This is a genomic window from Salsipaludibacter albus (assembly GCF_019798055.1).
Lineage (GTDB): Bacteria > Actinomycetota > Nitriliruptoria > Nitriliruptorales > Nitriliruptoraceae > Salsipaludibacter > Salsipaludibacter albus.
The window spans coordinates 1-23,295 of record NZ_JAHOPH010000010.1 but is presented as its reverse complement, the minus strand read 5'-3'; the positions used below and the strand labels follow the sequence as shown (position 1 = coordinate 23,295).

General features: G+C 73.3%; 23 protein-coding genes and 1 tRNA gene. 15 read left to right on the top strand and 9 right to left on the bottom strand.

Features of this window, described 5'->3' with window-relative positions; all coding sequences use genetic code 11:
- Positions 1 to 35 precede the first annotated feature (35 nt).
- Positions 36 to 959, top strand: coding sequence for a bifunctional helix-turn-helix transcriptional regulator/GNAT family N-acetyltransferase (locus KR546_RS08010; protein ID WP_238444185.1), 924 nt, complete (start codon positions 36 to 38; stop codon positions 957 to 959).
- A gap of 36 nt (positions 960 to 995) precedes the next feature.
- On the opposite strand, the gene KR546_RS08005 is transcribed toward KR546_RS08010, so the two are convergent.
- Positions 996 to 1,868, bottom strand: a complete 873-nt coding sequence (locus KR546_RS08005) for an NAD(P)-dependent oxidoreductase (RefSeq protein ID WP_238444184.1) — start codon at positions 1,866 to 1,868, stop codon at positions 996 to 998.
- Positions 1,869 to 1,977: 109 nt separating this feature from the next.
- Here KR546_RS08005 and yaaA point away from each other — a divergent pair, with 109 nt between their 5' ends.
- The 4 genes from yaaA to KR546_RS07985 all read left to right on the top strand — a co-directional run bounded on the left by yaaA (position 1,978) and on the right by KR546_RS07985 (position 4,334).
- Entirely contained in the window at positions 1,978 to 2,736 is a 759-nt protein-coding gene (yaaA, locus tag KR546_RS08000; protein ID WP_238444183.1) for a peroxide stress protein YaaA, read from the top strand.
- 36 nt (positions 2,737 to 2,772) lie between these two features.
- Entirely contained in the window at positions 2,773 to 3,264 is a 492-nt protein-coding gene (locus tag KR546_RS07995; protein WP_238444182.1) for an RDD family protein, read from the top strand.
- Complete coding sequence (locus tag KR546_RS07990; RefSeq protein WP_238444181.1) at positions 3,261 to 3,698, top strand: DUF2752 domain-containing protein; 438 nt, start codon at positions 3,261 to 3,263, stop codon at positions 3,696 to 3,698. Before KR546_RS07995 ends, KR546_RS07990 begins: the two co-directional genes overlap by 4 nt.
- Before the next feature lie 204 nt (positions 3,699 to 3,902).
- Positions 3,903 to 4,334 (top strand): hypothetical protein, encoded by a 432-nt coding sequence (locus KR546_RS07985; RefSeq protein WP_238444180.1) that lies wholly within the window; start codon positions 3,903 to 3,905, stop codon positions 4,332 to 4,334.
- Positions 4,335 to 4,444: 110 nt separating this feature from the next.
- On the opposite strand, the gene KR546_RS07980 is transcribed toward KR546_RS07985, so the two are convergent.
- A tRNA-Leu gene (locus KR546_RS07980) sits at positions 4,445 to 4,528 on the bottom strand.
- Positions 4,529 to 4,738: 210 nt separating this feature from the next.
- Between KR546_RS07980 and KR546_RS07975 the strand changes: the two genes are divergently transcribed.
- The 7 genes from KR546_RS07975 (at position 4,739) to KR546_RS07945 (ending at position 11,235) form a co-directional block, all read left to right on the top strand.
- Positions 4,739 to 5,344, top strand: coding sequence for a helix-turn-helix domain-containing protein (locus KR546_RS07975; RefSeq protein ID WP_238444179.1), 606 nt, complete (start codon positions 4,739 to 4,741; stop codon positions 5,342 to 5,344).
- Positions 5,341 to 6,657, top strand: coding sequence for an MFS transporter (locus KR546_RS07970; protein ID WP_238444178.1), 1,317 nt, complete (start codon positions 5,341 to 5,343; stop codon positions 6,655 to 6,657). The genes KR546_RS07975 and KR546_RS07970 overlap by 4 nt, the downstream gene beginning before the upstream one ends.
- Before the next feature lie 66 nt (positions 6,658 to 6,723).
- Positions 6,724 to 7,224: an MOSC domain-containing protein gene (locus tag KR546_RS07965; RefSeq protein WP_238444177.1), complete on the top strand. Its 501-nt coding sequence runs from the start codon at positions 6,724 to 6,726 to the stop codon at positions 7,222 to 7,224.
- A gap of 96 nt (positions 7,225 to 7,320) precedes the next feature.
- Positions 7,321 to 8,193: a YceI family protein gene (locus tag KR546_RS07960; RefSeq protein ID WP_238444176.1), complete on the top strand. Its 873-nt coding sequence runs from the start codon at positions 7,321 to 7,323 to the stop codon at positions 8,191 to 8,193.
- Positions 8,194 to 8,447: 254 nt separating this feature from the next.
- Positions 8,448 to 8,903, top strand: coding sequence for a glutaredoxin family protein (locus KR546_RS07955; protein WP_238444175.1), 456 nt, complete (start codon positions 8,448 to 8,450; stop codon positions 8,901 to 8,903).
- 93 nt (positions 8,904 to 8,996) lie between these two features.
- Positions 8,997 to 9,710 carry a response regulator transcription factor gene (locus KR546_RS07950; protein WP_238444174.1) on the top strand — a complete coding sequence of 238 codons (714 nt, stop codon included), beginning with the start codon at positions 8,997 to 8,999 and terminating at the stop codon, positions 9,708 to 9,710.
- A 67-nt stretch (positions 9,711 to 9,777) separates the two neighbouring features.
- The gene (locus tag KR546_RS07945) at positions 9,778 to 11,235 is read left to right on the top strand and encodes a HAMP domain-containing sensor histidine kinase (protein WP_238444173.1); all 1,458 of its coding nucleotides are present in this window, start codon (positions 9,778 to 9,780) and stop codon (positions 11,233 to 11,235) included.
- A gap of 56 nt (positions 11,236 to 11,291) precedes the next feature.
- On the opposite strand, the gene KR546_RS07940 is transcribed toward KR546_RS07945, so the two are convergent.
- Positions 11,292 to 13,082 (bottom strand): NAD-dependent epimerase/dehydratase family protein, encoded by a 1,791-nt coding sequence (locus KR546_RS07940; RefSeq protein WP_238444172.1) that lies wholly within the window; start codon positions 13,080 to 13,082, stop codon positions 11,292 to 11,294.
- Complete coding sequence (locus KR546_RS07935) at positions 13,079 to 14,851, bottom strand: thiamine pyrophosphate-binding protein (RefSeq protein ID WP_238444171.1); 1,773 nt, start codon at positions 14,849 to 14,851, stop codon at positions 13,079 to 13,081. The genes KR546_RS07940 and KR546_RS07935 overlap by 4 nt, the downstream gene beginning before the upstream one ends.
- A gap of 314 nt (positions 14,852 to 15,165) precedes the next feature.
- On the opposite strand from KR546_RS07935, the gene KR546_RS07930 reads away from it, so the two are divergent.
- A complete protein-coding gene (locus tag KR546_RS07930; RefSeq protein ID WP_238444170.1) occupies positions 15,166 to 15,714 on the top strand; it encodes an HD domain-containing protein in 549 nt (182 codons plus the stop codon).
- Positions 15,715 to 15,720: 6 nt separating this feature from the next.
- Here the strand turns inward: KR546_RS07930 and KR546_RS07925 are convergent, their stop codons facing one another.
- From KR546_RS07925 to KR546_RS07915, 3 genes are read right to left on the bottom strand one after another with little or no spacing between them, the layout of a single operon-like run.
- Positions 15,721 to 17,358, bottom strand: coding sequence for a serine/threonine-protein kinase (locus KR546_RS07925; protein WP_238444169.1), 1,638 nt, complete (start codon positions 17,356 to 17,358; stop codon positions 15,721 to 15,723).
- 16 nt (positions 17,359 to 17,374) lie between these two features.
- Positions 17,375 to 17,614 (bottom strand): hypothetical protein, encoded by a 240-nt coding sequence (locus tag KR546_RS07920; protein WP_238444168.1) that lies wholly within the window; start codon positions 17,612 to 17,614, stop codon positions 17,375 to 17,377.
- Positions 17,615 to 17,652: 38 nt separating this feature from the next.
- Positions 17,653 to 18,228 (bottom strand): YqgE/AlgH family protein, encoded by a 576-nt coding sequence (locus KR546_RS07915; protein ID WP_420804246.1) that lies wholly within the window; start codon positions 18,226 to 18,228, stop codon positions 17,653 to 17,655.
- 230 nt (positions 18,229 to 18,458) lie between these two features.
- On the opposite strand from KR546_RS07915, the gene KR546_RS07910 reads away from it, so the two are divergent.
- Both KR546_RS07910 and KR546_RS07905 read left to right on the top strand, forming a co-directional pair.
- Positions 18,459 to 19,457, top strand: a complete 999-nt coding sequence (locus KR546_RS07910; RefSeq protein ID WP_238444166.1) for an ABC transporter ATP-binding protein — start codon at positions 18,459 to 18,461, stop codon at positions 19,455 to 19,457.
- Positions 19,454 to 20,638, top strand: coding sequence for an ABC transporter permease (locus tag KR546_RS07905; protein ID WP_238444165.1), 1,185 nt, complete (start codon positions 19,454 to 19,456; stop codon positions 20,636 to 20,638). The genes KR546_RS07910 and KR546_RS07905 overlap by 4 nt, the downstream gene beginning before the upstream one ends.
- A 24-nt stretch (positions 20,639 to 20,662) precedes the next feature.
- On the opposite strand, the gene KR546_RS07900 is transcribed toward KR546_RS07905, so the two are convergent.
- The gene (locus tag KR546_RS07900; protein WP_238444164.1) at positions 20,663 to 21,553 is read right to left on the bottom strand and encodes an AEC family transporter; all 891 of its coding nucleotides are present in this window, start codon (positions 21,551 to 21,553) and stop codon (positions 20,663 to 20,665) included.
- Between the two features lie 37 nt (positions 21,554 to 21,590).
- Positions 21,591 to 23,102 (bottom strand): replicative DNA helicase, encoded by a 1,512-nt coding sequence (gene dnaB / locus KR546_RS07895; protein ID WP_238444163.1) that lies wholly within the window; start codon positions 23,100 to 23,102, stop codon positions 21,591 to 21,593.
- Between the last annotated feature and the right edge of the window lie 193 nt (positions 23,103 to 23,295).

Below are 23,295 nucleotides of genomic sequence, written 5' to 3'. Positions count from 1 at the left end.
GTCTGACCCTCGTCAACCATTGACGGAGGTCAGGCATGACGACGGAGGCACGCACGGCCGAGGCGGTCGACGCGGGGCAGGTCGCCCGTGTGCGGTCGTTCAACCGGGTCGTGACCCAGCGGGTCGGCGCCCTGCACGACGAGTACCTCGCCCGAGGGCGCCCGCTCGGCGCCTCGCGACTGCTGTGGGAGCTCGCAGACGACGGCTCCGACCTGCGTGACCTGCGGACCCGGCTCGACCTCGACGCCGGCTACTGCAGTCGGCTGGTGCGCATGCTGGAGGACGAGGGCCTGGTCGCGGTCGTCGCCGACCCGGCCGACCGCCGACGCCGCGTGCTCACGCCGACCGCGGCGGGACGGGCCGAGCGCGAGGTGCTCGACACGGGCAGCGACGACCTCGCCCGGGACCTGCTGACGCCACTGGACCCGGCCCAGCGCGAGCGGCTCGCCACGGCCATGGCGTCGGTGGAGCGCCTGCTGACCTCCAGCCTCGTGTCGACGGCGGTCGAGGACCCGGACTCCGAGGACGCCCGCTGGTGCCTGGCCTCCTACTACGCCGACCTCGACACCCGCTTCCCGCGGGGCTTCGACGTGGCGGCCGCACTGCCGACCACGCCCGAGCAGCTCACGCCACCGGACGGGCTGCTGCTGGTCGCGCGGCTGCGCGGTCGACCGGTCGGGTGCGGCGCACTGAAGTTCCACGGCGAGGACCCCGCCGAGCTCAAGCGACTGTGGGTCGCACCCGACGCCCGAGGACTGGGACTGGGACGACGGTTGCTGCGCGAGCTCGAGGACCGGGCCCGGGCTGCCGGCGTGGCGCGGCTGTTGCTGGACACCAACGCCGCACTGGTCGAGGCCATCGCGCTGTACCGGGCGACCGGCTGGGTCGAGGTGTCGGCGTTCAACGACGAGCCCCATGCCGACCACTGGTTCGCCAAGGACCTCGGGCCGACCCCGTGACCGCTCGCCACGACCCGCACCCCGGTCCGACAGGCGTCAGCTGAGCTCGGTGTCGGCCCAGCGTTCGATCAGGCGGAGGGCGGCCGTGTGGTCGACGTCGTCGCCCAGCTCGTCCGCGGCCACCTGGAACAGTTCCGTCACCAGTCGCAGGACCGGTGCCCGGGCGCCCGACGCCGAGACCAGGTCGCGACCGAGCCGCGTGTCCTTGGCGAGCAGGCCCAGCCCGAACGTGGCCGGGAACTCGCGCGTCAGCACGCGTTGCGGCACCAGCACCTCGCTGGCGAACGACCGACCCGACGAGTGGTTGACGACCTGGAGGGCACGCCCGACGTCGACCCCGCTGCGGGCGAGCGTGACCAACCCCTCGCCGACCGCCCACAGGTTCGCGGCGAGCAGGGTGTTGTTGACCGCCTTGACGGCATGGCCGGCGCCGACGTCACCGACATGGACGATCCGCTCGGCCAGCCGGTCCAGGACGTGGTCGAGCTCCTCGATGACCTCCGCCGGCCCGCCCACCATCATCGTCAGGGTCCCCTGGCGGGCACCGTCGGTCCCGCCCGACACCGGTGCGTCCAGGTAGGTGATCCCGTCCTCGGCCAGTCGGTCGGCCAGGGCCACGGACGCGGCCGGATCGCCCGACGTGCAGTCCACCCACCGCGTGCCGTCGGCGAGGTGGTCGACGAGTTCGTCGGCGACCTCGAGGACCTCGGCGGTGGTGGGCAGGCAGGTGATCACCACCTCGACCGGGGCCAGTCCGGCGAGGTCGACCGCGGTCGTCCCGTGGGCCGCGGCGTGCTCGGTGGCGACCGACGCCGTGCGGTTGTGGACGTAGACCTCGTGCTCGGCGGCGAGGTTGGCCGCCATCGGGCGGCCCATGGCGCCCAGTCCGATGAAGCCCACGGTCGTCATTGTCGGTCCCGGTCGTCGCTGGACGACCAGCGTGCCGCCCCGGGCAGCCACGCGCTTGCCTCGGCGAAACGTTCCTCGCCCGGCCCGACCATGCCGTGCGGCCCCTACCATGCCCTGCATGAAGATCGTGCTGTCACCCGCCAAGCGCCTCGACGAGGGCGACCACCCCGTCGACGCGGTCACCGAGCCCCGCTTCCCGGACGAGACCGCCGCCCTGGTGGACATCGCCCGTGGCATGGACGTCGCCGACCTGTCGTCGCTGATGTCCATCTCCGAGGACCTGGCCATCCTCAACGTCGAGCGCTTCCGTGCCTTCGACGACGCCCCCACCCATCCCGCGATGTTCCTGTTCGCGGGCGACACCTACCGCGGCCTCGACGCCACCTCCATGGACGTCGACACCATCGCGCGGGCCCAGGACCGGGTCCGGATCCTGTCCGGCCTGTACGGGATCCTGCGCCCGCTCGACGCGATGCGGCCCTACCGGCTCGAGATGGGCACCAAGCTGTCCACCGATCGGGGCGACACGCTCTACGAGTTCTGGGGCGACCGGCTGGGCCAGTCCCTGGCCGCCGAGCTCGACGAGGGCGAGGTCGTCGTCAACGGCGCCTCCAAGGAGTACGTGACGGCGCTGCGCGCCGACGAACTCGGCCTGCCGCTGGTGCAGGTGCGGTTCGAGAACCTCCGCAACGACTCGTGGCGCGTCTTCGGCATGCTGGCCAAGGCGGCCCGGGGCGCCCTGGCCCGCTGGATCGCCGAACACGACCCGGCGACCGTCGATGACCTGCACGAGTTCGACGCGCTGGGCTACCGGGTCCAGCCCGAGCGCAGCGACGACCGCCACCTGGTGTTCCGCAGTCGCGAGTAGGGGTCCCGGCGTCCCCGAGGTCACGGAGCACGCTCGATGACGACCAGTCCACCACCTCCCCCGCCACCTCCGGCGGCACCGGGCCGGCCCGACGCACCGTCGACGCCGCAGCGAGAACTGGCCACGTGGGGGGCACGTGCCCTCGCCTGGATCCTCGACATGCTGGTCGCGGCGCTCCCGAGCGTTGTCGCGCTCCTGGTCGCGGGCGGGACGTCCTCGCTGGACGGCGACGGCTCGGGGGCCGGGATCCTGCTGGTCGGCTACCTCGTGACGATCCTGGTCGCGGCGCTCAACCTGGGCTGGCGCCAGGGGACCACGGGCCAGAGCATCGGCAAGGGCGTGGTCGACATCGCGGTCGTGGGTGCCGACGACGGGCAGCCGATCGGCGTCGGGCTGGGGGTGGCGCGGTGGCTGGTCGCCGGCTTCCTGGGCGGCCTGTGCCTGTTGGACTACCTGTGGCCACTGTGGGACGAGCGCAACCGCGCGTGGCACGACATGGTGCTGGACACCTCGGTGGTCCGGACGTGAGCCACTCCTCGCGACCGTCGCCGACGTCCGGTCCGGGCAGGTGGGCCGGCCTGCGCGACCCTGTCCTGGTCGGCCTGGGCGGCCTCGGGATCGCCACCGCCCTGCACCTGCGCGACCCCCACGTCGTGGGCTCGTGGGGGCTGTGCCCGTTCCACGCCGTCACCGGGCTGTGGTGTCCCGGCTGTGGCGGCCTGCGGGCGATCGGCGACCTGACCCACGGTGACGTGGGCGCGGCCGTGTCCAGCAACGTGCTCGCGGTGGTGCTGGTGGCCGTGCTGGCCGTGGCGTTCGCTGCCTGGGTGGGACGTCGCTGGCGGGGCGTCGAGGACCGGATGATCGTCCTGTCGAATCGATGGTCGATCGGGGCGATCGTCCTGCTCGCCCTGTTCACGGTGGTGCGCAACCTGCCGGCCGGAGCGTGGCTGGCCCCCTGAACCGATGTCGCGGGCGCGCGCCCACGCCCATCACGGACGGCTCGGTTCCGGACCTGTGGACGACGAAGAACATCGAAAACACCCGACGTTTATGCTCCGATCGACGGCCGCGAGCGGCGCGGCCCGATCCCCGGAGGACATCATGGTGGACCTGATCGGTGGCTCCTGGCCGACATCGAGCACCTGGCGACGACCAGTCGAGACGTGGGCGACCAGACCCACGCCGTCTACGAGCAGGTGCACTCGCGCACCTCGGCGTGGACCGGCGAGATCCAGGAGATGACCGCGCGGCTGCGCACCGACTTCGAGCACTTCACCGAGGAGGTCCAGGCCGAGGCCGCCCGGCTCGAGTCGGTCGGTGGTGCGACGAACTGGCAGGGTCGGTCAGGTGCGGCGGCACGCGAGCGTCTCGCGGAGCTCCGCGCCCACGCCACGGCCTTCCGTGACCGCGCGATGGCCGACGTCGAGACCTTCCGGACCGCCCTCGAGCAGCTGGTCGAGCGCCACTACGACCACATCGGCACCGAGATGCGCGCCACCGTCGAGGCCATGCAACAGGCGAACGAGGCCGAGGCGGCCCAGGCCGCCGGCTACGCCCGGGCGGCCCGCGAACTGGACGAATCCGCGGCCCTGTAGCGGCCGGAGCCATGGTCTCGCGCCGGGCCGGACGCGACGAAGCCCCGGCGCGGTGGCCGGGGCTCCTGTGGTCGCGTGCGGCGGTCGGACCGCCGGACCTGCGAGGTGGGTGGGCGAGAAAGGACTTGAACCTTCACCCTCTTTCGAGGACACGGACCTGAACCGTGCGCGTCTACCAATTCCGCCACTCGCCCGAGTGCGGTGGCACACGGTACCAACTCCGTCGAAGGTGCACCAACGCCGCCGGAACGGTGGCGTGACGACCTCCGACGGCCCGTCGAGTCCGACGAACACTCCCCTCCGCCGGCCCTGTCCGAAGGTGCATGACTTCTTTGCAAAGATAGCTTGCACAATCTCTTTGCAAGCCGATAGGGTCTGCACCCACGCGGACCAAGGACCTCGACATGAGCAGCGCACGCGAATGGCTCGACGGCCTCGACGTCGTCGAGCTCGACAGCGAGAAGCTGCGCACCCTCGCCCACCCCACCCGCAGCCGGATCGTGTCGTCGCTGCGGCTGGAGGGCCCGGCGACGTCGTCGATCCTGGCGTCGCGACTGGCCACCAACTCCGGCCAGACCAGCTACCACCTGCGTGCCCTGGCCGACGTCGGCCTGGTCGTCGAGGATGCCGATCGCGGCACCGCTCGTGAGCGCTGGTGGAAGGCGGCCCAGCGGGGCCACTCCTGGTCCGAGCCGACCGACGAGGCCGACCCCGAGGACCGCCACGCCGCCGACTGGCTCCTGCGTCACTACCACCGGCTCTACACCCAGTGGGTCTCGGAGTGGTTCGAGCAGCGCCAGGAGTGGTCCCCCGAGTGGCGCCACGCGGCGGTCAACGGCGACAGCTTCATGCTGTCGACACCCGAGCTGCTCGAGGAGTTCAACGCCGAGCTCAACGACCTCCAGCAGCGCTACCAGGACCTCGGGAACGAACTCGACCCCGACGACCCGGACGTCTCGCGGGTCACCTTCATCCGCCACGCCTTCCCCTCGGAGCACGTCCGCCCATGAGTCCCCTCCCCACGACCGTGCGCGGCCTGACCCGGCGCCTGCTGGTCCTCGACGGCCTGCGCTGGCTGCCGACCGGGCTGTTCATCCCGATCCTGGTGCTGCTGTTCACCGAGCGTGGACTGTCCCTGACCGAGTTCGGCATCGTCGGCACGATCATGGCCACGACCACGTTCCTGCTCGAGTTGCCCACCGGCGGGCTGGCCGACGCACTCGGCCGGCGCCGCGTGCTCGTGACCGCGTGTGGGTTCCTGCTGGTCAGCAAGGCCGCCATGTTCACCATCGCGCTGTCGGACACCCGACCGTCGTGGCTGTTGATCACCCTGGCGTCGGTGACGATGGGCATCTACCGGGCGCTCGAGAGTGGCCCGCTGGCCTCCTGGTACGTCGACGCCGTCCACGCGATCGACCCGACCGCGGACGTCGAGGGCGGCCTGGGCAAGCAGGGCGCGGTCACCGGGTTCGCGATCGCGACCGGCAGCCTGCTGGCGGGTGGGATCATCGCCTGGGACCCGGTCGCCGGGGTCGACCCGATGGCGGTCGTCATCGGCGTGTCCTGGACACTGGTCGTCGTGCAGATCGTCTCCATCGCCCTGCTGATGGCCGAGGTGCGCGAGCCGCTCGGCCCCGCGGTCCTGGCCGGGTCGATCCGCCAGGTCCCGTCGGTCATGGCCCAGACGGTGGCGCTGGTGCGCACGAGCAGGGTGCTGGCCCTGCTGCTGGTCGTCGAGGCCACGTGGTCGGTCGGCATGGTCGCCTTCGAGAACCTGTTCCCGGTCCGCCTGGCGGACGTGGTGGGCTCGACCGACGACGCCGCGGCCCTGCTCGGCCCGGTCGCGGCCGTCGCGTGGGCCGCTTCCGGGGCCGGCGCCGGGCTGGTGGTACGCCTGTCGCGCCGTCTCGGGCCCTATCGGACCGGCGCACTGCTGCGACTCGTCCAGGCCACCTTCATCGTCGGCATGGGCGTCCTGGCCGGCACCGTCGGGATCGTGGTGGCGTTCGTCGCGACCTACTTCGTGCACGGCGCGTCGGGGCCGATCCACCTCAACCTTGTCCACCGCCAGGTCGACGCGGACCACCGCGCCACCGCCCTGTCCCTCAACTCCATGGTCGCCTTCGCGGCCTTCTCCGCCTCCGGCATCGCCATCGGCGCCATCGCCGACCAGGTGTCGGTCCCGGTCGCCATGGCCGTGTGCGCCACGGTGACCGCACTGGGATCGCTGGGGTACGTGGCCGCTCGCCGTCACGACCCCACGGGCGGCCGCGGCCCACGTCGGGTCGACGACCAGGACGCGGCCGAGCGGGTCGGCGCCTGAGGTCGGGCCGGATGGGGTCGGCAGCCAGGGGGTAGGGTCCGGCGCGAACCGTCGGAGACACCGCCCGTGCGCAGCACCCGTGACCTCGTCACCACCCATCACGCCACTGGCGAGGTTCGGGCCGTGGTCGTCCGCCCCGACCGCCGCGTCCCCGCCCGGACCGTGGCGTCCTCCCGCGCGCTCGCCGGACGAGGGCTGGCCGACGACCGCCATGCCCGTCGCGCGCCCGGCTCGTCCCGCCAGGTCACGCTGGTCCAGGCCGAGCACCTGCCGGTCATCGCCTCCCTGGCCGGCGTCGAGTCCGTCACGCCGGTCGACCTGCGTCGCAACCTGGTCGTCGCCGGCGTGAACCTGTCGGCGGTCCGGGGTCGCCGACTGCGGATCGGCGACGCGGTGCTGGAGGTGACCGGTCCGTGCCATCCGTGCTCACGGATGGAGGAGGCACTGGGGCCGGGCGGGTTCCAGGCGATGCGTGGCCACGGCGGCATGACCGCGCGGGTGCTCACCGACGGCGAGATCGCCGTCGGTGCCGTCGTCCACGTCGTGCCGCCGGACGAGTCGTCGTGACGACCGGCTCAGGCAGTCCTCAGGCACGCCGGGCAGGCTGACGGCCAATCCGACACGACCGCCACGACGAACGACCACTGCAACCGAGGAATCGCGATGGCCAGTACCGACCCCGCTCCGAGCACGACCCGCCGCACCGTCCTGATCGTGGTGGGGGTCGTCCTGGTGGCCGGCATCGCTGCGGCCGTGTGGTGGTTCACCCGCCCGGAGGCGGCCACCGTCGACATCGACAACGCACTCGGTGCGGCCACGGCCTCGCCCACGGCGACGCCCAGCGTCGCGCCCACCCCCACGCCCAGCCCGACGCCGTCGGCCAGCCCCACCACCTCCCCGACCCCGACCGCCGACCCGTCGCCCGAGCCCTCCGCCTCGCCGACGGCGGCTCCGGCAGCGACCGGCCAGGCCTGGGACGTCACCACCGACGCGGTCGCCTACGACTTCGCGAGCGCGGCCGGGACCTTCGTGGGCTTCCGGATCGACGAGGAGCTCAGCAACATCGGCGCCACCACGGCGGTCGGGCGCACGCCCGCCGTCACCGGTCGCTTCGTCCTTGACGACACCACCATCACGTCCGGCGAGTTCACCGCCGACCTCGGCCAGCTGACCACCGATCGTGGCCAGCGCACGCGGGCGATGCTGGGTGCGGTCGAGGCCGCCGAGTTCCCCGAGGCCACCTTCGTGCAGACCGACCCGGCCGAGCTGGACGCCGTGCCCCCGGTGGGCGAGGTCGTGGAGGTCACCGTCACGGGTGACTTGACCATCGCGGGCGAGACCAACCCGGTCGACATCCCGCTGCAGGCCGCGCTGACCGAGGCCGAACTGCTGGTGGTCACCGGCTCCTTCGACGTCGCCCTGGCCGACTGGGGCATCGACACCCCGTCCGCCCCGATCGTCGTCAGCGTGGCCGACACCGCCACCGTCGAGCTGCAGCTCTACCTCCAACCCGGCGAGACCACGGCCATCGAGTGACCCTCCGCCCGACCGCTCGGCCGATGACCCCACGCCCGACAGCTCGGCCGATGACCCCACGCCCGATAGCTCGGCCGATGACCCCACCCGATGTGACTTCGCCATCGCGATGTGGGTTGTTCGCCTCCTCGCCACGAACTCACGTCGGTGCACGGAACCCACATCGCGTGGTGGAGCAGTCGGAGGTGCTGGCGAGGGCCGGGAGGGCGAGGGTCCTACCCTCGGGGTGACCGCGAACCCGTGAGCCTGTCCCGATGAGTCGTTCCGTGCGCGCCCGCTGGACCAACGGGATCGTCCTGTTCGGCCTCGCCGTCGCGATGGCGTGGGTGGGACGGGGCGGACCGGTGCTGTGGGGCGTGGTCGTGCCGGTGCTGTACGCCGCCGCCGGGCTGTGGGCCTGCCCCGTCGGTGATCGCACCACCCTCACCCAGGCAGAGGTCGACGCGCTGCCGGCCGACCAGCGGTCGGTCGTCGTCTACGCCCGGCCGGGGTGCTCGTGGTGCCTGCGCCTGCGGCTCGCACTGCTCGGCCACCGACCGCAGCCGACGTGGGTCGACGTGTGGGACGACCCGGACGCCTCGGCGTTCGTCCGTGCCGTCAACGACGGCAACGAGACCGTGCCGACGGTCGTCATCGACGGCCGGCCCGTCACCAACCCGCCGCCCGGCCGGGTGCGGGCTGCCCTGCTCGAGCATGCCCCCGCCGGGTGAACTCAGGCGCCTCTCAGGGCGACCGGCCATCATGGGGGTCGACGCACGGCATCCCCCATGCCTCCCTCGACCCCGGCTTCCACGGACCACGCCATGGCCCCCGCATCCACCAGCCCCGACGAGCTCCCGCACGTCCTGGTCGTCGACGACGAGCGGGCCGTGCGCGAGTCCCTGTCCCGGGCCCTGCGCCTGCACGACTACCGGGTCAGCCTGGCGGCCGACGGCCTCGAGGCACTGGCAGCGGTCGGCACGGGCGACGTCGACGTGGTCGTGCTCGACGTCGCGATGCCCGGCATCGAGGGCACCGGCGTCGCCCGCCGACTCCGCCAGGACGGCGACGACGTCCCGATCCTCATGCTGACCGCCCGTGACGGCGTCGAGGACCGGGTGGCCGGCCTGGACGCCGGCGCCGACGACTACCTGCCCAAGCCGTTCGCCCTGGACGAGTTGCTGGCCCGCCTGCGCGCCCTGCTGCGTCGCCGGGGCGACCAGCCGGCCGACGTCGAGCGCCAGCACTTCCACGACCTGGTGCTCGACCACGCGACCTTCCGAGCCCACCGCGCGGGCCGCGACATCGACCTCACCCGCACCGAGTACGACCTGCTGGCCGCATTCATGGACAACCCCCGGCGCGTGCTGACCCGCGAGGTCCTCGGCGAGCTGGTCTGGGGCAGCGACCTGCAGACCAGCAACAACGTCGAGGTGTACGTCGGCTACCTGCGACGCAAGCTGGAGGCCGCGGGCGAGCCGCGCCTGCTGCAGACCGTGCGTGGGTTCGGTTACCGCCTCGACGAGCCCACCGACTGACCCGTCCCCCACGGCCCGCGGGCCGGCACCACCGCGACCCGCCCCCGGGTCGTCGCGAGGAACCACGATGCCCACCGACGTCCGGCCCCCGCCGCCGGCACCACCCGTGCCGACGCGGCGGCGTGGCCTGGGCCTGTCGGGTCGGGTCGGCCTGGCTGCGGGCGGCGCCGTGGTCATCGCGATCGTCGTCACCTCGATCCTGGTCTACCTCGTCACCGCCCGGACCCTCCACGACGAGCTCGACCGCACCCTCGAGGGCATCGCCCAGGAGGTCACGAACGTCACCCCGCGCGGGGGCCCGCGCCAGGACCCCTTCGGCGGGCGGGCCGGACTGGTCCAGGTGCTGTCGGGCGACGGGGAGGTGACCCGGGCGACCGACGGGATCCCGCGGCTGCCGGTCTCGGACCAGGCGCGCGCCGTGGCGACCGGCCAGTCGCCGGCGGAGCACGTCGAGACTGCCGAGATCCGCGACGGCGGCGACGACCTGATCCCGATGCGGATCCTGACCGTCGCCAGTCCGGCACTGTTCCAGATCGCCGACGTCGGCGCGGTGCAGGTCGCCGTGCCGATGACCGACGTCGTGGCCTCGCTGGCCCGGCTGCGCACCCTGCTGGTCTTCGGCGGACTGCTCGGCACCGTGCTGGCCGGCGCGGCCGGCCTGGCGTTGGGACGCCGGATGGTGCGGCCAGTCCACGAGCTCACGACGGTGGCCGAGGACGTGCGCTCCACCGGTGACCTCAGCCGACGACTGGCCGTGGAGGGCGACGACGAGGTCGCCCAGCTGGCACGGACCTTCAACGCGATGCTCGCCGCGCTGGAACGCATCCAGGACTCCCAGACCCGGCTGGTGGCCGACGCGTCGCACGAGCTGCGCACGCCGCTGACGAGCCTGCGCACCAACATCGAGGTGCTGGACGCCTTCGAGCGTCTCGACCCCGACGACCGGCGAGACCTGCTGCGTGACGTCCGGACCCAGCTGGAGGAGTTCGGCACCCTGATCGACTCGCTCGTCTCGCTGACCAGGGACGCCCGTGCCGACCTGCTCCTCCGACCGGTCCGGATCGACGAGCTCGTGGCCGACGTCGCCGACAGCGTGGGTCGGTTCGCCCCCGCAGACCGGCCCCTGCAGGTCTCGACGGTGCCCGCGGTGGTGTCGGGCGACGAGGACTCGCTGTCCCGGGCGGTGCGCAACCTGATGGACAACGCCGTCAAGTACGGCCGGACCGGACCCATCGAGGTCGCGGTCCGCACCGACACGGACACGGCCGTGGTGACGGTCGACGACCACGGCCCGGGCGTGGCTCCCGAGCATCGCCTGCGGGTGTTCGACCGGTTCCACCGCGCCCCCGAGACCCGCGACGCGCCGGGCTCCGGCCTGGGGCTGGCGATCGTGTCCCAGGCGGCGACCCTGCACGGGGGGCACGTCGAGGCGCTGGCCGCACCCGGCGGGGGCGCACGATTCCGCCTCACGCTCCCCCTGCTGGAAGACGCGCCCACGCCCGCCCACACCGCGCCCGACGGCTGACGGGCCGCGTCGTCGCCCACGGCCAGGCTGGCCGTGGGCGACCCTCCCGGGCCCGGTCAGCGATCCTGGGCGACCCAGGCGAGGAAGGCCTCGCGCGACGACTTGGTCAGCGCACCCGGGAAGTCACGGTGGAGGCGATCGTTGGCCAGCACCGGCCGGTGCCGGAGGAAGTCGACCTGCTCCGGCCCGAACGGTGCGAGATCTCGCCGTGCCAACAGTCCCAGGCCGCGCTCGACCCAGCCCGAGGGCACGGCGACGGCCCGCTTGCCCGACAGCTCGGCGACCTCGCGCATCGTGACGACGCCGTCCCCGGCCACGTTGTAGATCCCGGTGCGTCGCTCGACGACCCCGGTGGTCACGACGCTGGCCACGTCGGCGTCCCAGACGAACGAGAACGGGACCGGGCTGTCCCGGAGGGTGAGCACGACCGGTGCGCGGAACAGGCGGGTCACCGGGTTGGCGGTGGCCGGGCCGAGCACCGTCGACAGCCGCAGCACCAGCTGGCCGAGCTCGGGGTGCAGGCGGCGCGCCGTGGCGAGGAGCTGCTCGACCTCGGCCTTGTGCCGGGCGTAGGCGTGGTCGGGATGACCGCGGAGCGGGTCGTCCTCGGTCAGTCGGCGGCCACGGTTGGACTGGTGGTAGCCGTAGGCCGCACCGGAGCTCGCCACGGTCAGGTGGGTCACGCCGGCGGCGACGGCCGCGTCCACCACCCGCTGGGTGCCGCCGACCTCGAGGTCGTGCAGCACGTCATCATCCATGTCCGACGGCGGGTCCAGGATCGCCGCCAGGTGGACCACGACCGCCACCTCGTGGGAGGCGAAGAGGTCGGGGAGGTCGACCGCGTCGAGGTCCGCGGTGACCTCGACGACACGCGGACGCGGGACGGACGGGGCACGTCGGTCCACGGCCACGACCTGGCCGACCCGCGCATCACGGACCAGGGCGTCCACGACCAGGCTGCCGATGTGGCCGCTGCCGCCGGTGACGACCACGACCGGGCCCGGGGACCCGCGCGTGGGGGCAGGGGCCTCGCCGGGTGCGACGTCGAGGTCGTCCTCGCCGGGTGACGTCGCGGTCGAGACGACCTGCGACGCGTCGCCGTCGACCGTCCCGGCATCACCGCCATCAGCCACGTCGTCGAGGTCACCGCCGTCGTCGAGGTGGGCAATGTCCCCCTCGGGCTCGTGGGCGTCCCGGTCCTCCTCGACGAGCTCGTCGTCGGCGTCCTCGACGTCCGGCGCGTCCCCGTCGTCGACCACGGTCGGCGCTGGGTCGGCCAGGCCCTGCGCGACGGCGTCGTACCAGGTCGGCTCGTCGTCCGGGTCGTCGGGCACCTCGGGCGGGACCGGCTCGTCCGGAACCTCCGGCGGGACCGGCTCGTCCGGAACCTCCGACGGGACCGGCTCCTCCGGAACCTCCGACGGGACCGGCTCCTCCGGAACCTCCGACGGGACCGGCTCGTCCGGAACCTCCGACGGGACCGGCTCGTCCGGAACCTCCGACGGGACCGGCTCCTCCGGAACCTCCGACGGGACCGGCTCGTCCGGAACCTCCGGCGGGAGCGGCTCGTCCGGAACCTCCGGCGGGACCGGCTCGTCCGGAACCTCCGGCGGGAGCGGCTCGTCCGGAACCTCCGGCGGGAGCGGGTCGTCGGGCACCTCGACCGGGCCCGGATCGTCGGGGGTGACGGGCTCGTCGGGCAGCTCGGGCGGGACCGACGGGACCGGCTCGTCGGCGACCTCACCGTCGTCGGCCTCCCCGGGGCCTTCCTCGGGCTCGGCCGTGTCCTCGGGGGCGTCGTCACGCGCGTTGGCCGGGTGGTTGCTGAACAGCTCGTCGTCGCTCACCCGCCCGGCTCCTCGTGCATGCGCTTGAAGGTGCGCAGCTCGGGTGCCCACAGGTGCTCGACGCGGTCGACCTGCACGTGCACGACCGAGGGACCGTCCAGCGCCGCAGCCTCGCGCAGCGCGGGCAACAGGTCGCGAGAATGGTCGACGAAGAACCCGTCGGCGCCCATCGCCTCGGCCAGGCGGTCGTAGCGCACGGGCGAGAAGTCGGTGCCGACGAACTCCTCCTCGGGCAGCGACTCGTTGCGCAGCAGCTTGCGCGCGACGGACCGGACCGGGCTGCGCGCGACCTGCTGGCTCATTTTGACCATGCCCCAGGCGCCGTCGGCCATCACCACGAACACGATCGGCAGGCCGTGTCGCACGGCCGTCTCGACCTCGGTGGGGTGCATCCCGAAGGCGCCGTCGCCGATGATGCAGCACACACGTCGGCCCGGGTGGGCGACCGCTGCGCCCAGGGACTGGCCCATGCCCGCGCCGAGCATCCCGAACTTGAACGTGGCGTGCAGCGAGCGTGGCACGAGGGCGCGGTGGTAGAAGTTCGCCCACACGGCGGTGTTGCCCCCGTCGAACACCCAGACGGTGTCCTCCGGCATGGCGTCCTGCGCGGCGGCCGGGACCCTGGCCGGGTGGACCGGCGACGCGTCCTCGCGCTCCAACGGCTTCGCGAGCTTGTCCCGCTCGCGCCGGATCGCGGACTGGAAGTCGGTGATCATGTGTCGACGCGCGGTGGTGTCGCGTCGCCCGAGTGCCTCGACGGCGTCGGCGATCGCGTCCAGCGCCTCGCGCGCGTCCGCCAGCATCGCCACGTCGGCGGGCCGGTTCAGCCCGAGGCTGTGCTCGTCGACGTCGACCTGGACCAGTCGCTGGTCGGCCGGCGGCGCCCAGTTCGGCGGGCGTCCCCACCAGTCGGTCTCGCCCAGCCGTGACCCCACGACCAGCGCCACGTCGGCGTCGTTGCGCACGTCGTCCACCACGGTCGGATGGGTCATCGGGATGGCGTGCGGGTCGGACTCGGGCAGGGCACCACGTGCACCCCACGAGGTCGTCACCGGGGCGTCGAGGAGGGTCGCCAGCCGCGCCAGCGACTCCTCGGCCCCGCTGTGGAGCACCCCGGAGCCGGCGTGCACCAGTGGCAGTCGGGCATCGACCAGCATCCTGGCCGCCCGGCGGACGTCGGTCTGGGCCGGCACGAGCCGGCTCGTGCGCCGGTAGCGATCGGCCGGCCACACCTGTGCCTCGTCGATCTCGGCCGGCCCGTTGAGGATCGACTCGGGGACGTCGAGGTGGACCACGCCCGGGCGGCCCTGCCACGAGACCCGCAGCGCGCGCCTGAGCAGCTCGGGCACACGTCCGACCGCCTCGACCCGGGCCGACCACTTCGTCATCGGACGGGTGACCCCGGTCTGGTCGAAGTACTGGTAGGTGCCACCGCGGTCCGGATGGGTGATCCCGACCCGCCGCGAGGACGTGACCAGCAGGATCCGGTTGCCCTCGCCGTTCTCGACCGCGACACCCGGCAGCGCGTTGGCGACCCCGGGGCCGTTGGAGGCCATCGCGACCCCCAGCCGGTTGGTGCTGCGGGCCCAGGTCCCGGCCATGTGCAGCGCCGCGGACTCGTGGCGGGGTGAGTAGAGGGTGATCCCCTCGTCCTCGAGGCTGTTGTAGAGCCCGAAGTAGCTGCCGTCGATGATGCCGAAGATCGTGTCGACACCCTCGGCGGCGAGCAGTCGCGCCATCAGGGTCCCGCCGGTCACCTTCTCGGCCATGCAGTCACTCCGGGGTCGGGGCTGGGCGACCCGCCGTCGCGGGCCGCCCCGAGTCAACCACACGACGTCGGCCGGCTCCCGGAGGCTGGGGGGCCACCCGAGGGCCCCGACACGCTGGCCGGGACGTCGGCGCGGCCGTGACGATCGACCAGTCGTGACCCGTTGTTCACCCTGCTGTCACACAGTCGGGATTCCATGCCGGTCACGGACCCGACGATCGACGACGGTCGTGCGGGCAGCACCGAGGACGTCTGGCCCCGGCCCCGATCGCGCCGGCACCGACCATCCTCGGCACGTGAGGAGAGGAACGGGACATGGCCACGTTGACCATCGGGACGACCGTCGAGGAAGTCCTCGCCCTGGTGGACGAGCTCGACGAGATCCAGCACGCCCGCACGGACCTGCGCACCCTTGCCCTGCGGGCTGCCGGCCTGGCGCTGGACGAGGGCGGTGACGACGAACTGGTGACGGCGACCCTGCTGCACGACATCGGGCGGGCGCGATACCTGTCACGCGGCGCCCCGGGAGTGCCGCACGAGGAGGTGTCGCGACGCTTCGTGGCCGAGCGGTTCTCGGACCGCGCGGCCTGGCTGGTCGCCCAGCACGTCGTGGCCCAGCGCTACCTGGCCACCGTGGACGAGTCCTACGTCGACGGTCTGAACGGCCCGCAGCGGACGGCACTGCGTCGTCACGGCACGAGCCTGTCGTCGGCGAAGGTGCTCCGGTTCGAGTCCCACGACCATGCCGCCGACGCGGTCCGACTGCGTCGCTGGTCGGACCGGGCGGTCGACCCGTCCGTCGGACTCGGCGACCTGGACCGGATCGGCCGCGCGATGGCCGGGGCCTGGGTGCACGCGGTCTGACCGGGCTCAGCCTCCGGACGCGGCAGACGAACCGGCCCGGTCGGTCCCGACGGCCACCACGTGGTCGCGGCCACGGCCGTCGGTGACGACCCCCACCGCCTCGTCCGCCCGCACGTCGGTCCGACGCGCGGGCACCTCGGCCCACTCGGGGAACACCCACACCGCCCCGGAGTCGTCCACGACTGCCGGGGTGTCGTCGCCGTCACCGTCCCAGTCCCCGAACAGGACCTCCCGGGCGACCAGGTCGACCTCCCAGCGGCCCGCCACGGGCCCGGTGCCCTCCACGACCAGCACCACGCCCCGTCCGCCGGCACCAGGCGGGACGGTGTGCACGGCGACGCTGCACCCACGGGCGTCGACGTCGACGTGATCGGCCGCACGAGACCCGCCGACGTGGTCGTCGACGGGCCCGTCGAGGGATCCCGGCCGCGACGTCGGGCAGGGCGGCGGCACGGAGCGCGGCGGCCAGGTCGGCCAGGCCTCGAGCGGGTCCAGGACCGGACGGACCCCCGGGTCCGTGCGTGCCGCGGCCGCGTCACCGCGGGTGCGCACGACGGCCCAGCCCGCCGCCACCAGCGGGACCAGGAGCAGGATGCAGACGGCCATCCGCACCGGCCAACGCCGCGACCGTGGCGCTGGCCCGGGTTCGCTGCGTGGTGGTCGCGGCCCCCAGGTCGTCGTGGGCGCAGGTCTCGCCGTGGACCCCACCCCGTCCGAGCCTCCCCGGACCGACCCCGCGGCGTGCGACCCCGCCTCGTCCGACCCCGCCTCGTCCGACCCCGGTGCCTCGCTCCGGGGGGCGCCACCGGCAACGTCCTTGCCCCGCTCCTCCACCACGCCCGACCCGGCCCCGCCGGAGGTGTCGACGGCGGCCAACGCCCCGTGCAGGTCACGCGTCGTGGCGAACCGGTCGGCCGGGTCCCGGGCCATCGCGCGCTCGATCGCGGACACCAGGTCCGGCGGGGCGTCCGGCACGAGGTCGGCGAGCGGGAGGTGCCCACCCCGGTCGGCTGCTCGGGTCGTCGCGGCCGCGTCGGCCGCCGCGAACGGGTGGTGGCCGGCCAGGGCCTCCCACAGCACGACCCCCAGCGACCACTGGTCCGCACGCGGTCCCGGCACGCCGCCCGCCACGACGTCGGGGTCGAGGTAGCCAGACGTCCCCGCCACGCGGTCGTCGTGGTCGTCGCGCACCCGCGCCAGTCCGAAGTCGGCCAGTCGGGGCTCGTCCTCGCGGCCGTAGAGCACGTTGGACGGCTTGACGTCGCGGTGCACCACGCCCGCGTGGTGGGCCGCGGCGAGCCCGTCGGCCAGGCGAGCGCCCAGGTCGACGACCTCGGGCCAGGGCAGTGACCCCCGACGGGCGAGCCGTTCGGCCAGCGAGCCACCGGTGGCCAAGGCCAGGACCAACACCACCTCGTCGGGCTCGACCACCACCTCGTGGAGCACCGCGATCGCGGGGTGGGACAGGTCGGCAAGCACGGCGGCCTCGCGCTCGAGGTCGTCAACGGCGACCGATCCGGTGTCGCGCAGGCGCTTCAGGGCCACGACCCGGCCCGGTCGGTCCCGCCGCACCGCCCGGTGGACGACCGCGGTCGACCCCACACCGACCTGTTCGAGCACCTCCCAGTCCTGCAGCCGGGTCACCGGGGGACCCGCCCGGTCAGAGCCCCAGGAGGCCCGCCCGTGACAACGACGCGAACGCCCAGACCGCGACCACGACGCCGACGATCACCCGGAGCCACAGCCCGACGAGTCGTGCCGTGCCGACCTCGGTGGCGGTGTCGCCCGGCCACTCGCCCGTCCGATACCAGCGGACCAGGGCGGCCAGGGTGCCCAGCGCCAGGGCCGCGCCGATCGCGCCGGCGCTGCCGACCACGATGAACTGCCACATGCCGTCCATTGACGTCTTCCTGTCATTGCATGCTATCTCGGTTCCCCTCAGTTCAGGGAGGGGTCCTCCAGCCATGTGGACGCGAGCGCACGATGGTCCCGCTGGCGACGCAGGACCTGGCGCCACAGCCCGAAGGGATCCGGTGTCACCAGGTCCTCGCGGTCACCCTCGACGATCCACCAGGCGCCCTCGGCGATCTCGTCCTCGACCTGCCCCGGGCTCCAGCCGGCGTACCCGGCGAAGACCCGGACCACGACCCTGTCCAGGAGCGTGGACGGGTCCAGTTGCAGGTCGACCACGCCCATGAAGTCGGTCAACGCCTGGACGTCGTCCGGGAGTGGCCCGGGCAGCGGGGTCGTGGCGGCGGCGATGGCGACCTCGGTCTGGACGGGACCCCCCACGAACACGTCGGGCGGGTCCGGCGCGACCACGCCCCAGCCATCGAGGTGGTCGTCGACCGGCTGTCCCGACGGACGGTTGAGGACCACGCCCATCGCGCCGTCGACCTGGTCGTGCTGGAACACCAGGACCACCGTGCGCGCGAAGTTCGGGTCGGTCAGCGTGGGCGTCGCGACCAGCAGGCGCCCGGTGAGGTCCAACTCGGCTCCCGGTTGCACGACCACCTCCGAACCCGTCCCGCTGCTCCGGCCCGACGCTATCGCAGCCAGCCGGTGGTCGACGCAGGCGGGCCCCGGCGTGGCCGGGGCGATCCGATGCCCGGCGTCCCGGGGCAGACCCCGGCCCTCGTTACGCTCGCCGTCGGCCAGCCGAACCGGTCCGCCCCCGGCCGCGCCGGTCCCCGGGCTCGAGGCCGACATCGGGCCCGCCGCACGCCACCAGCCAGGATTCGGCCATGCTGCGACTCGACGACCTGCACAAGCGCTACGGCGAGGTCCGGGCGCTCGACGGCCTGTCCCTGTCCGCCTCCCCCGGACGCATCCTGGGGTTCCTCGGGCCCAACGGCGCGGGCAAGACCACGTCGATGCGATCGATCTTCGGCCTGGTCGAACTGGACCGGGGCGAGGTCCGGTTCGACGACGAGGCGATCACGGCACGTCGCCGACTGCGGTTCGGCTACATGCCGGAACAACGAGGGCTCTACCCACGCATGACCGCCGAGCGCCAACTGGTCTTCATCGCCCAGCTCCACGGCCTGACCCGCGCGACGGCGACCGAGGCCGCCCGGTCCTGGCTCGACCGGCTCGGGCTCGGCGACCGTCACGACGACCCGGTGTCGTCGTTGTCGCACGGCAACCAGCAGCGGGTCCAGCTCGCCGCCGCCCTGGTCCACGACCCGGACCTGCTGGTGCTCGACGAGCCGTTCTCGGGCCTGGACCCCCTGGGCGTCGCGGCGATGAGTGACGTGCTGGTCCGGCGCGCCGCGGACGGCGCGACGGTGGTCTTCTCCAGCCACCAGCTCGACCTGGTCGAGGACCTGGTCGACGACGTGGTCATCGTGGCCCACGGCCGGGACCGCCTGGCGGGCACGCTGGACGAGGTGCGCTCGTCGACGGGGACCCGCACGGTCACCTTCCGACTGGCCGAGGACGACCTCCCCGACCGGGTCGTCGCCCCGGCGGCCGTGGACGCCGGGGCCCACGATGCCGACGAGGCCACGACGGTCGACCTCGCCGGCACCCGCGGCTGGCCGGTCGAGCCCGGCCGCGACGGACAGGGTGTGCTGCGCGTGGACACCAGGGTGCAGCCGGACGCGGTCATGGAGGCGGTGCGGCGCCACGGACGGCTGGAACGGTTCTCGTTCGAGCCGCCGAGCCTGTCCGAGGTGTTCCGCGACGTCGTCGGCATGTCGGTCGCCGAGGTCGAGGCCACCCACGCCGAGGAGCAGGCATGAGGCCGCGCGACGTCATCGCCCTGGTCGTCCGCCGCGAGATGGGCGACCGCCTCGGCAACCGCGCCTTCCTGGTGACCACCGCCATCAGCGTGCTGGCGATCGTGGCGATCATCGTCGTGCCGGGGCTGTTCGACGACGACGGGCCCACCACGTGGGACGTCGGCGTGCTGGCCGGTGCCGCCCTCCCCGACGGCTTCGACGACACCCTGGTGACCATCGGCGACGCCAGTGACGCCGAGGTCACCGTGTCCGAGGTGGACGACCGCGCCGACGCCGACACGGCCATCACCGACGGTGACCTCGACGCCGTGGTGCTCGACGACCAGACCGTGCTGGCCGACGACCTGCCGGGTGGCCTGGAGCGCGCCATCGAGCAGTCGTTGGCGACGGCCGGGCTCGCCGACGCGCTCGAGGAGGCCGGCGTGGACCCGAGCGGGCTGGACCTCCTGGACCCCGACCTGGTGGTCGTCACGCCCGACGGCCAGGACGAGCAGACCCGCGAGACGGCGCTCGGCCTGGGCTTCATCGTCACGATCCTGCTGTTCCTCACCCTCCAGATCAACGGTGCGTCCCTGCTGACGACCACCGTGGAGGAGAAGTCCAGCCGCGTGGTCGAGGTGCTCCTGGCGACCGTGCGACCGTGGCAGATGCTGTCCGGCAAGCTGCTGGCCATGACCCTGCTCTCGGTCGGCCAGCTGGTGCTGTACGCGGTCGCGGGGCTGGGCGCGTTCTCGCTGACCGGGGACGTCTCCCTGCCGGACGGCTCGCCGATGGTCGTGGTCACCTCGCTCGTGATGTTCCTGCTGGGCTTCGGCCTGTGGGGCGCGATCTACGCCGTCGCCGGCTCGCTGGCCACCTCCGCCGAGGAGGCGCAGTCGTCGGCCGGGCCGATCGGGTTCGTGGCCGCCGCGGTGTACGGGACCGTGATCATCGGCGTGGTCCCGAACCCGGACGGGACCCTCGCCCAGGTGCTGAGCTTCATCCCGCTCAGTGCACCGTTCGCGCTGCCTGCCCGTGCGGCCGCCGGCGTGCCCGTGTGGGAGGTCGTGGTCGGCGCGGTGCTGACCGGGCTGGGCACCTGGCTGGGGGTGCGGCTGGCCGGCCGGCTCTACTCGGCCGCCGTCCTGTCCGGGGGCCGGATGACCTGGCGGGACGCCTTCCGCGCCGAACCGATCCGCTGACCGGACGCCGGGCGAAGGATGCCGTCAGGCCACCAGCCCCGCCCACACCGGCGCCAGGGCGACCGCGGGCAGCACGCCCAGTCCCGACATCCCGGCCGCGAGATCCTCGTCCAGTCCATGGTCGGCGGCGAGGATCGACGCGACCACGCCCGACGACATCCCTGCCTCGAGCACCGACACCGCCCATGGGTCGCCACCGAGCCCCAGCGCCGCGCCGACCGCCAGCAGCACGACGGGTGCGAACACGACCCGCAGCCCGATCCCGGTCGCCAGCGGCCCGATCGCCGCGGCCGTGCGCGGCAGCCGCAGTCGCATCCCGACCGAGATGATCGCCAGGGGGACCAGCGTCGCGCCGAGCGCCACCAGCACGGCCTCCACCGGCCCCGGGAGTCCCGTCAGCCGCAGCACGAAGCCGGCCACCAGCGCGACGAACGTCGGGAAGGTCACCGTTCGGCGGACGATCTCGCCCACGGTCGCACGGTCCCCGGGCCCGTAGACACCCAGCAGCACCGTCCCGACCGTGGCCAGGGCGAGGAACGAGCCCAGTTGGTCGTACAGCAGCGCCCAGCCGAGCTGGTCCTCGCCCAGCAGCAGCTCCACCACCGGGAAGCCCAGGAAGGCGGTGTTGCCGAACGGCACGACGCACAGCAGCGTCCCGGTCGTGCGACGCGACCAGCCCAGGAGCCGTCCGATGACCAGGATGGCGACGATCAGCACCCCCATCACGCCCCACTGCGCGGCCACCGGGACCAGGGCCCGCCCACCCAGCTCGAGCTCGGGCACCAGCGTGATGATCCGGGCGGGGAACGCGATCCGGACCACGAACCAGTCGAACGCGCGACCGAGCTCGGCGGGTCGACCGGGCCACCGCGCCACCCCGACGCCCAGGGCCAGGAACAGCACCACGGTCAGCACGACGGAGCCGTCCGATGGGTCCGGGTGCGGGGCCCGCTCACACCGGGGTGGGTGCGCCGCCGGCCGCCGGACCGCCACCGTGGGTCGGCCCGGGTCCGCCCGGTGCGGGGGCCGAGCCACGGGCGAGGTTGGCGAACTTCGTGACGTGGCCGAGGAAGGCCATGCGGACCGTCCGGGTGTCGCCGTTGCGGTGCTTGGCGATGATCAGCTCGGCGATGCCCTTGTGCTCGGAGTCCTCGTTGTAGACCTCGTCGCGGTAGATGAATCCCACGATGTCGGCGTCCTGCTCGACCGAGCCGGACTCGCGCAGGTCCGCCAGCATCGGCCGCTTGTCGGTGCGCGCCTCCGGCGAGCGGTTCAGCTGGGACAGGGCGATCACCGGGACGTCGAGTTCCTTGGCCATCATCTTGAGCCCACGGGAGATCTCGGCGACCTCCTGTTGGCGGTTGTCGACCCGGCGGTGCGACTGCATCAGCTGCAGGTAGTCCACGATGACCAGTTCGAGGCCCTCGCGCTGCTTGAGGCGACGGCACTTGGCCAGGATCTCCATCATGTTGATCGACGGCGTGTCGTCGATGTAGAGCGGGGCCTCGGACAGCGCGCCCAGGGCGTCGCCCAGCCGGCGCCAGTCGTTGTCGTCCAGCCGTCCGGTCTTGAGCTTCTGCGAGTCGATCATCCCCTCCGACGACAGCAGGCGGGTGACGATCTCCTGCTTGGACATCTCCAGCGAGAAGATCGCGGCCGGCTTGCGGAGCGCGGACGTGACGTAGTGGGCGATCGACAGGGCGAGGCTGGACTTGCCCATGGCCGGTCGGGCGGCGAGGATGATGAGGTTCTGGGGCTGGAACCCGGCCGTGAGCCGGTCGAGGTCGGTGAAGCCGGTCGGCAGCCCGGTCACCTCGTCGCCACGCTCGGCCAGTTCCTCGATGGCCTGGAAGGACTCGTTGAGGAGGTCCTTCAACGGGGTCGCCTCGCCGCGGGTGCCGTCGTCGGCGACCCGGAACATGATGGACTCGGCCTCGGAGACGGACGCGACCGGGTCGTCGGTGGGCTCGAAGCCCAGCCGCACGATGTCGGTCCCGGCGTCGATCAGCCGACGCAGCATCGCCTTGTCCCGCACGATCCGGGCGTAGTGGCCGGCGTTGGCGGCGGTCGGGGTCGAGCTGACCAGGTCGTGGATGGCGTTGGCGCCGCCGACCTCGTCGAGGCGGGACGTGCCGGCCAGGTGGTCCAGCAGGGTGACCGGGTCGACCGCCTCGCCACGCGACATCAACTCCACGATGGCCGCGAAGACGGTGCCGTGCGCCGTCCGGTAGAAGTCCTCGGCCTCGAGCACCTCCGACACCTCGATCGCGGCACTGCGCGACAGCAGCGCGGCCCCCAGCACCGACACCTCGGCGTCCAGCGAGTGCGGAGGGATGCGGTCGAAGCCCCGGGCGACCACCGGGCCGTCACGACGTGCTCCGGCGCCCGTGTCGAAGTCCTCGTCGGGCACGGGCGGGGTGTCGGGACGGGCGTGGGGGGCTGGCGCGGTCTCGGTGTCCGCCATGGCACGACTCCTGGCTGGTGAACGCGGTGCCGCTCGGCAGGGCGCGGGTCGGGTGCTGGGCGGGGAAGAGGTGGTCGGTCCCTGGTGGACGCGATCACCGGGGGTGACCGTAGCGACCCGGTGCGACCGTCCGGGGACCGGGCCGGGTCGGCGGCCCGACAGCGCACACCCGGCCCACCACACGACCCCCACC

Coding starts and splice junctions, on each gene's coding strand:
- KR546_RS07945 (WP_238444173.1), top strand. CDS start 9,778: ATGCCCACCGACGTCCGGCCCCCGCCGCCGGCACCACCCGTGCCGACG.
- KR546_RS08010 (WP_238444185.1), top strand. CDS start 36: ATGACGACGGAGGCACGCACGGCCGAGGCGGTCGACGCGGGGCAGGTC.
- KR546_RS07975 (WP_238444179.1), top strand. CDS start 4,739: ATGAGCAGCGCACGCGAATGGCTCGACGGCCTCGACGTCGTCGAGCTC.
- KR546_RS07970 (WP_238444178.1), top strand. CDS start 5,341: ATGAGTCCCCTCCCCACGACCGTGCGCGGCCTGACCCGGCGCCTGCTG.
- KR546_RS08005 (WP_238444184.1), bottom strand. CDS start 1,868: ATGACGACCGTGGGCTTCATCGGACTGGGCGCCATGGGCCGCCCGATG.
- KR546_RS07955 (WP_238444175.1), top strand. CDS start 8,448: ATGAGTCGTTCCGTGCGCGCCCGCTGGACCAACGGGATCGTCCTGTTC.
- yaaA (WP_238444183.1), top strand. CDS start 1,978: ATGCCCTGCATGAAGATCGTGCTGTCACCCGCCAAGCGCCTCGACGAG.
- dnaB (WP_238444163.1), bottom strand. CDS start 23,102: ATGGCGGACACCGAGACCGCGCCAGCCCCCCACGCCCGTCCCGACACC.
- KR546_RS07995 (WP_238444182.1), top strand. CDS start 2,773: ATGACGACCAGTCCACCACCTCCCCCGCCACCTCCGGCGGCACCGGGC.
- KR546_RS07950 (WP_238444174.1), top strand. CDS start 8,997: ATGGCCCCCGCATCCACCAGCCCCGACGAGCTCCCGCACGTCCTGGTC.
- KR546_RS07920 (WP_238444168.1), bottom strand. CDS start 17,614: ATGGACGGCATGTGGCAGTTCATCGTGGTCGGCAGCGCCGGCGCGATC.
- KR546_RS07910 (WP_238444166.1), top strand. CDS start 18,459: ATGCTGCGACTCGACGACCTGCACAAGCGCTACGGCGAGGTCCGGGCG.
- KR546_RS07935 (WP_238444171.1), bottom strand. CDS start 14,851: ATGGCCGAGAAGGTGACCGGCGGGACCCTGATGGCGCGACTGCTCGCC.
- KR546_RS07905 (WP_238444165.1), top strand. CDS start 19,454: ATGAGGCCGCGCGACGTCATCGCCCTGGTCGTCCGCCGCGAGATGGGC.
- KR546_RS07960 (WP_238444176.1), top strand. CDS start 7,321: ATGGCCAGTACCGACCCCGCTCCGAGCACGACCCGCCGCACCGTCCTG.
- KR546_RS07930 (WP_238444170.1), top strand. CDS start 15,166: ATGGCCACGTTGACCATCGGGACGACCGTCGAGGAAGTCCTCGCCCTG.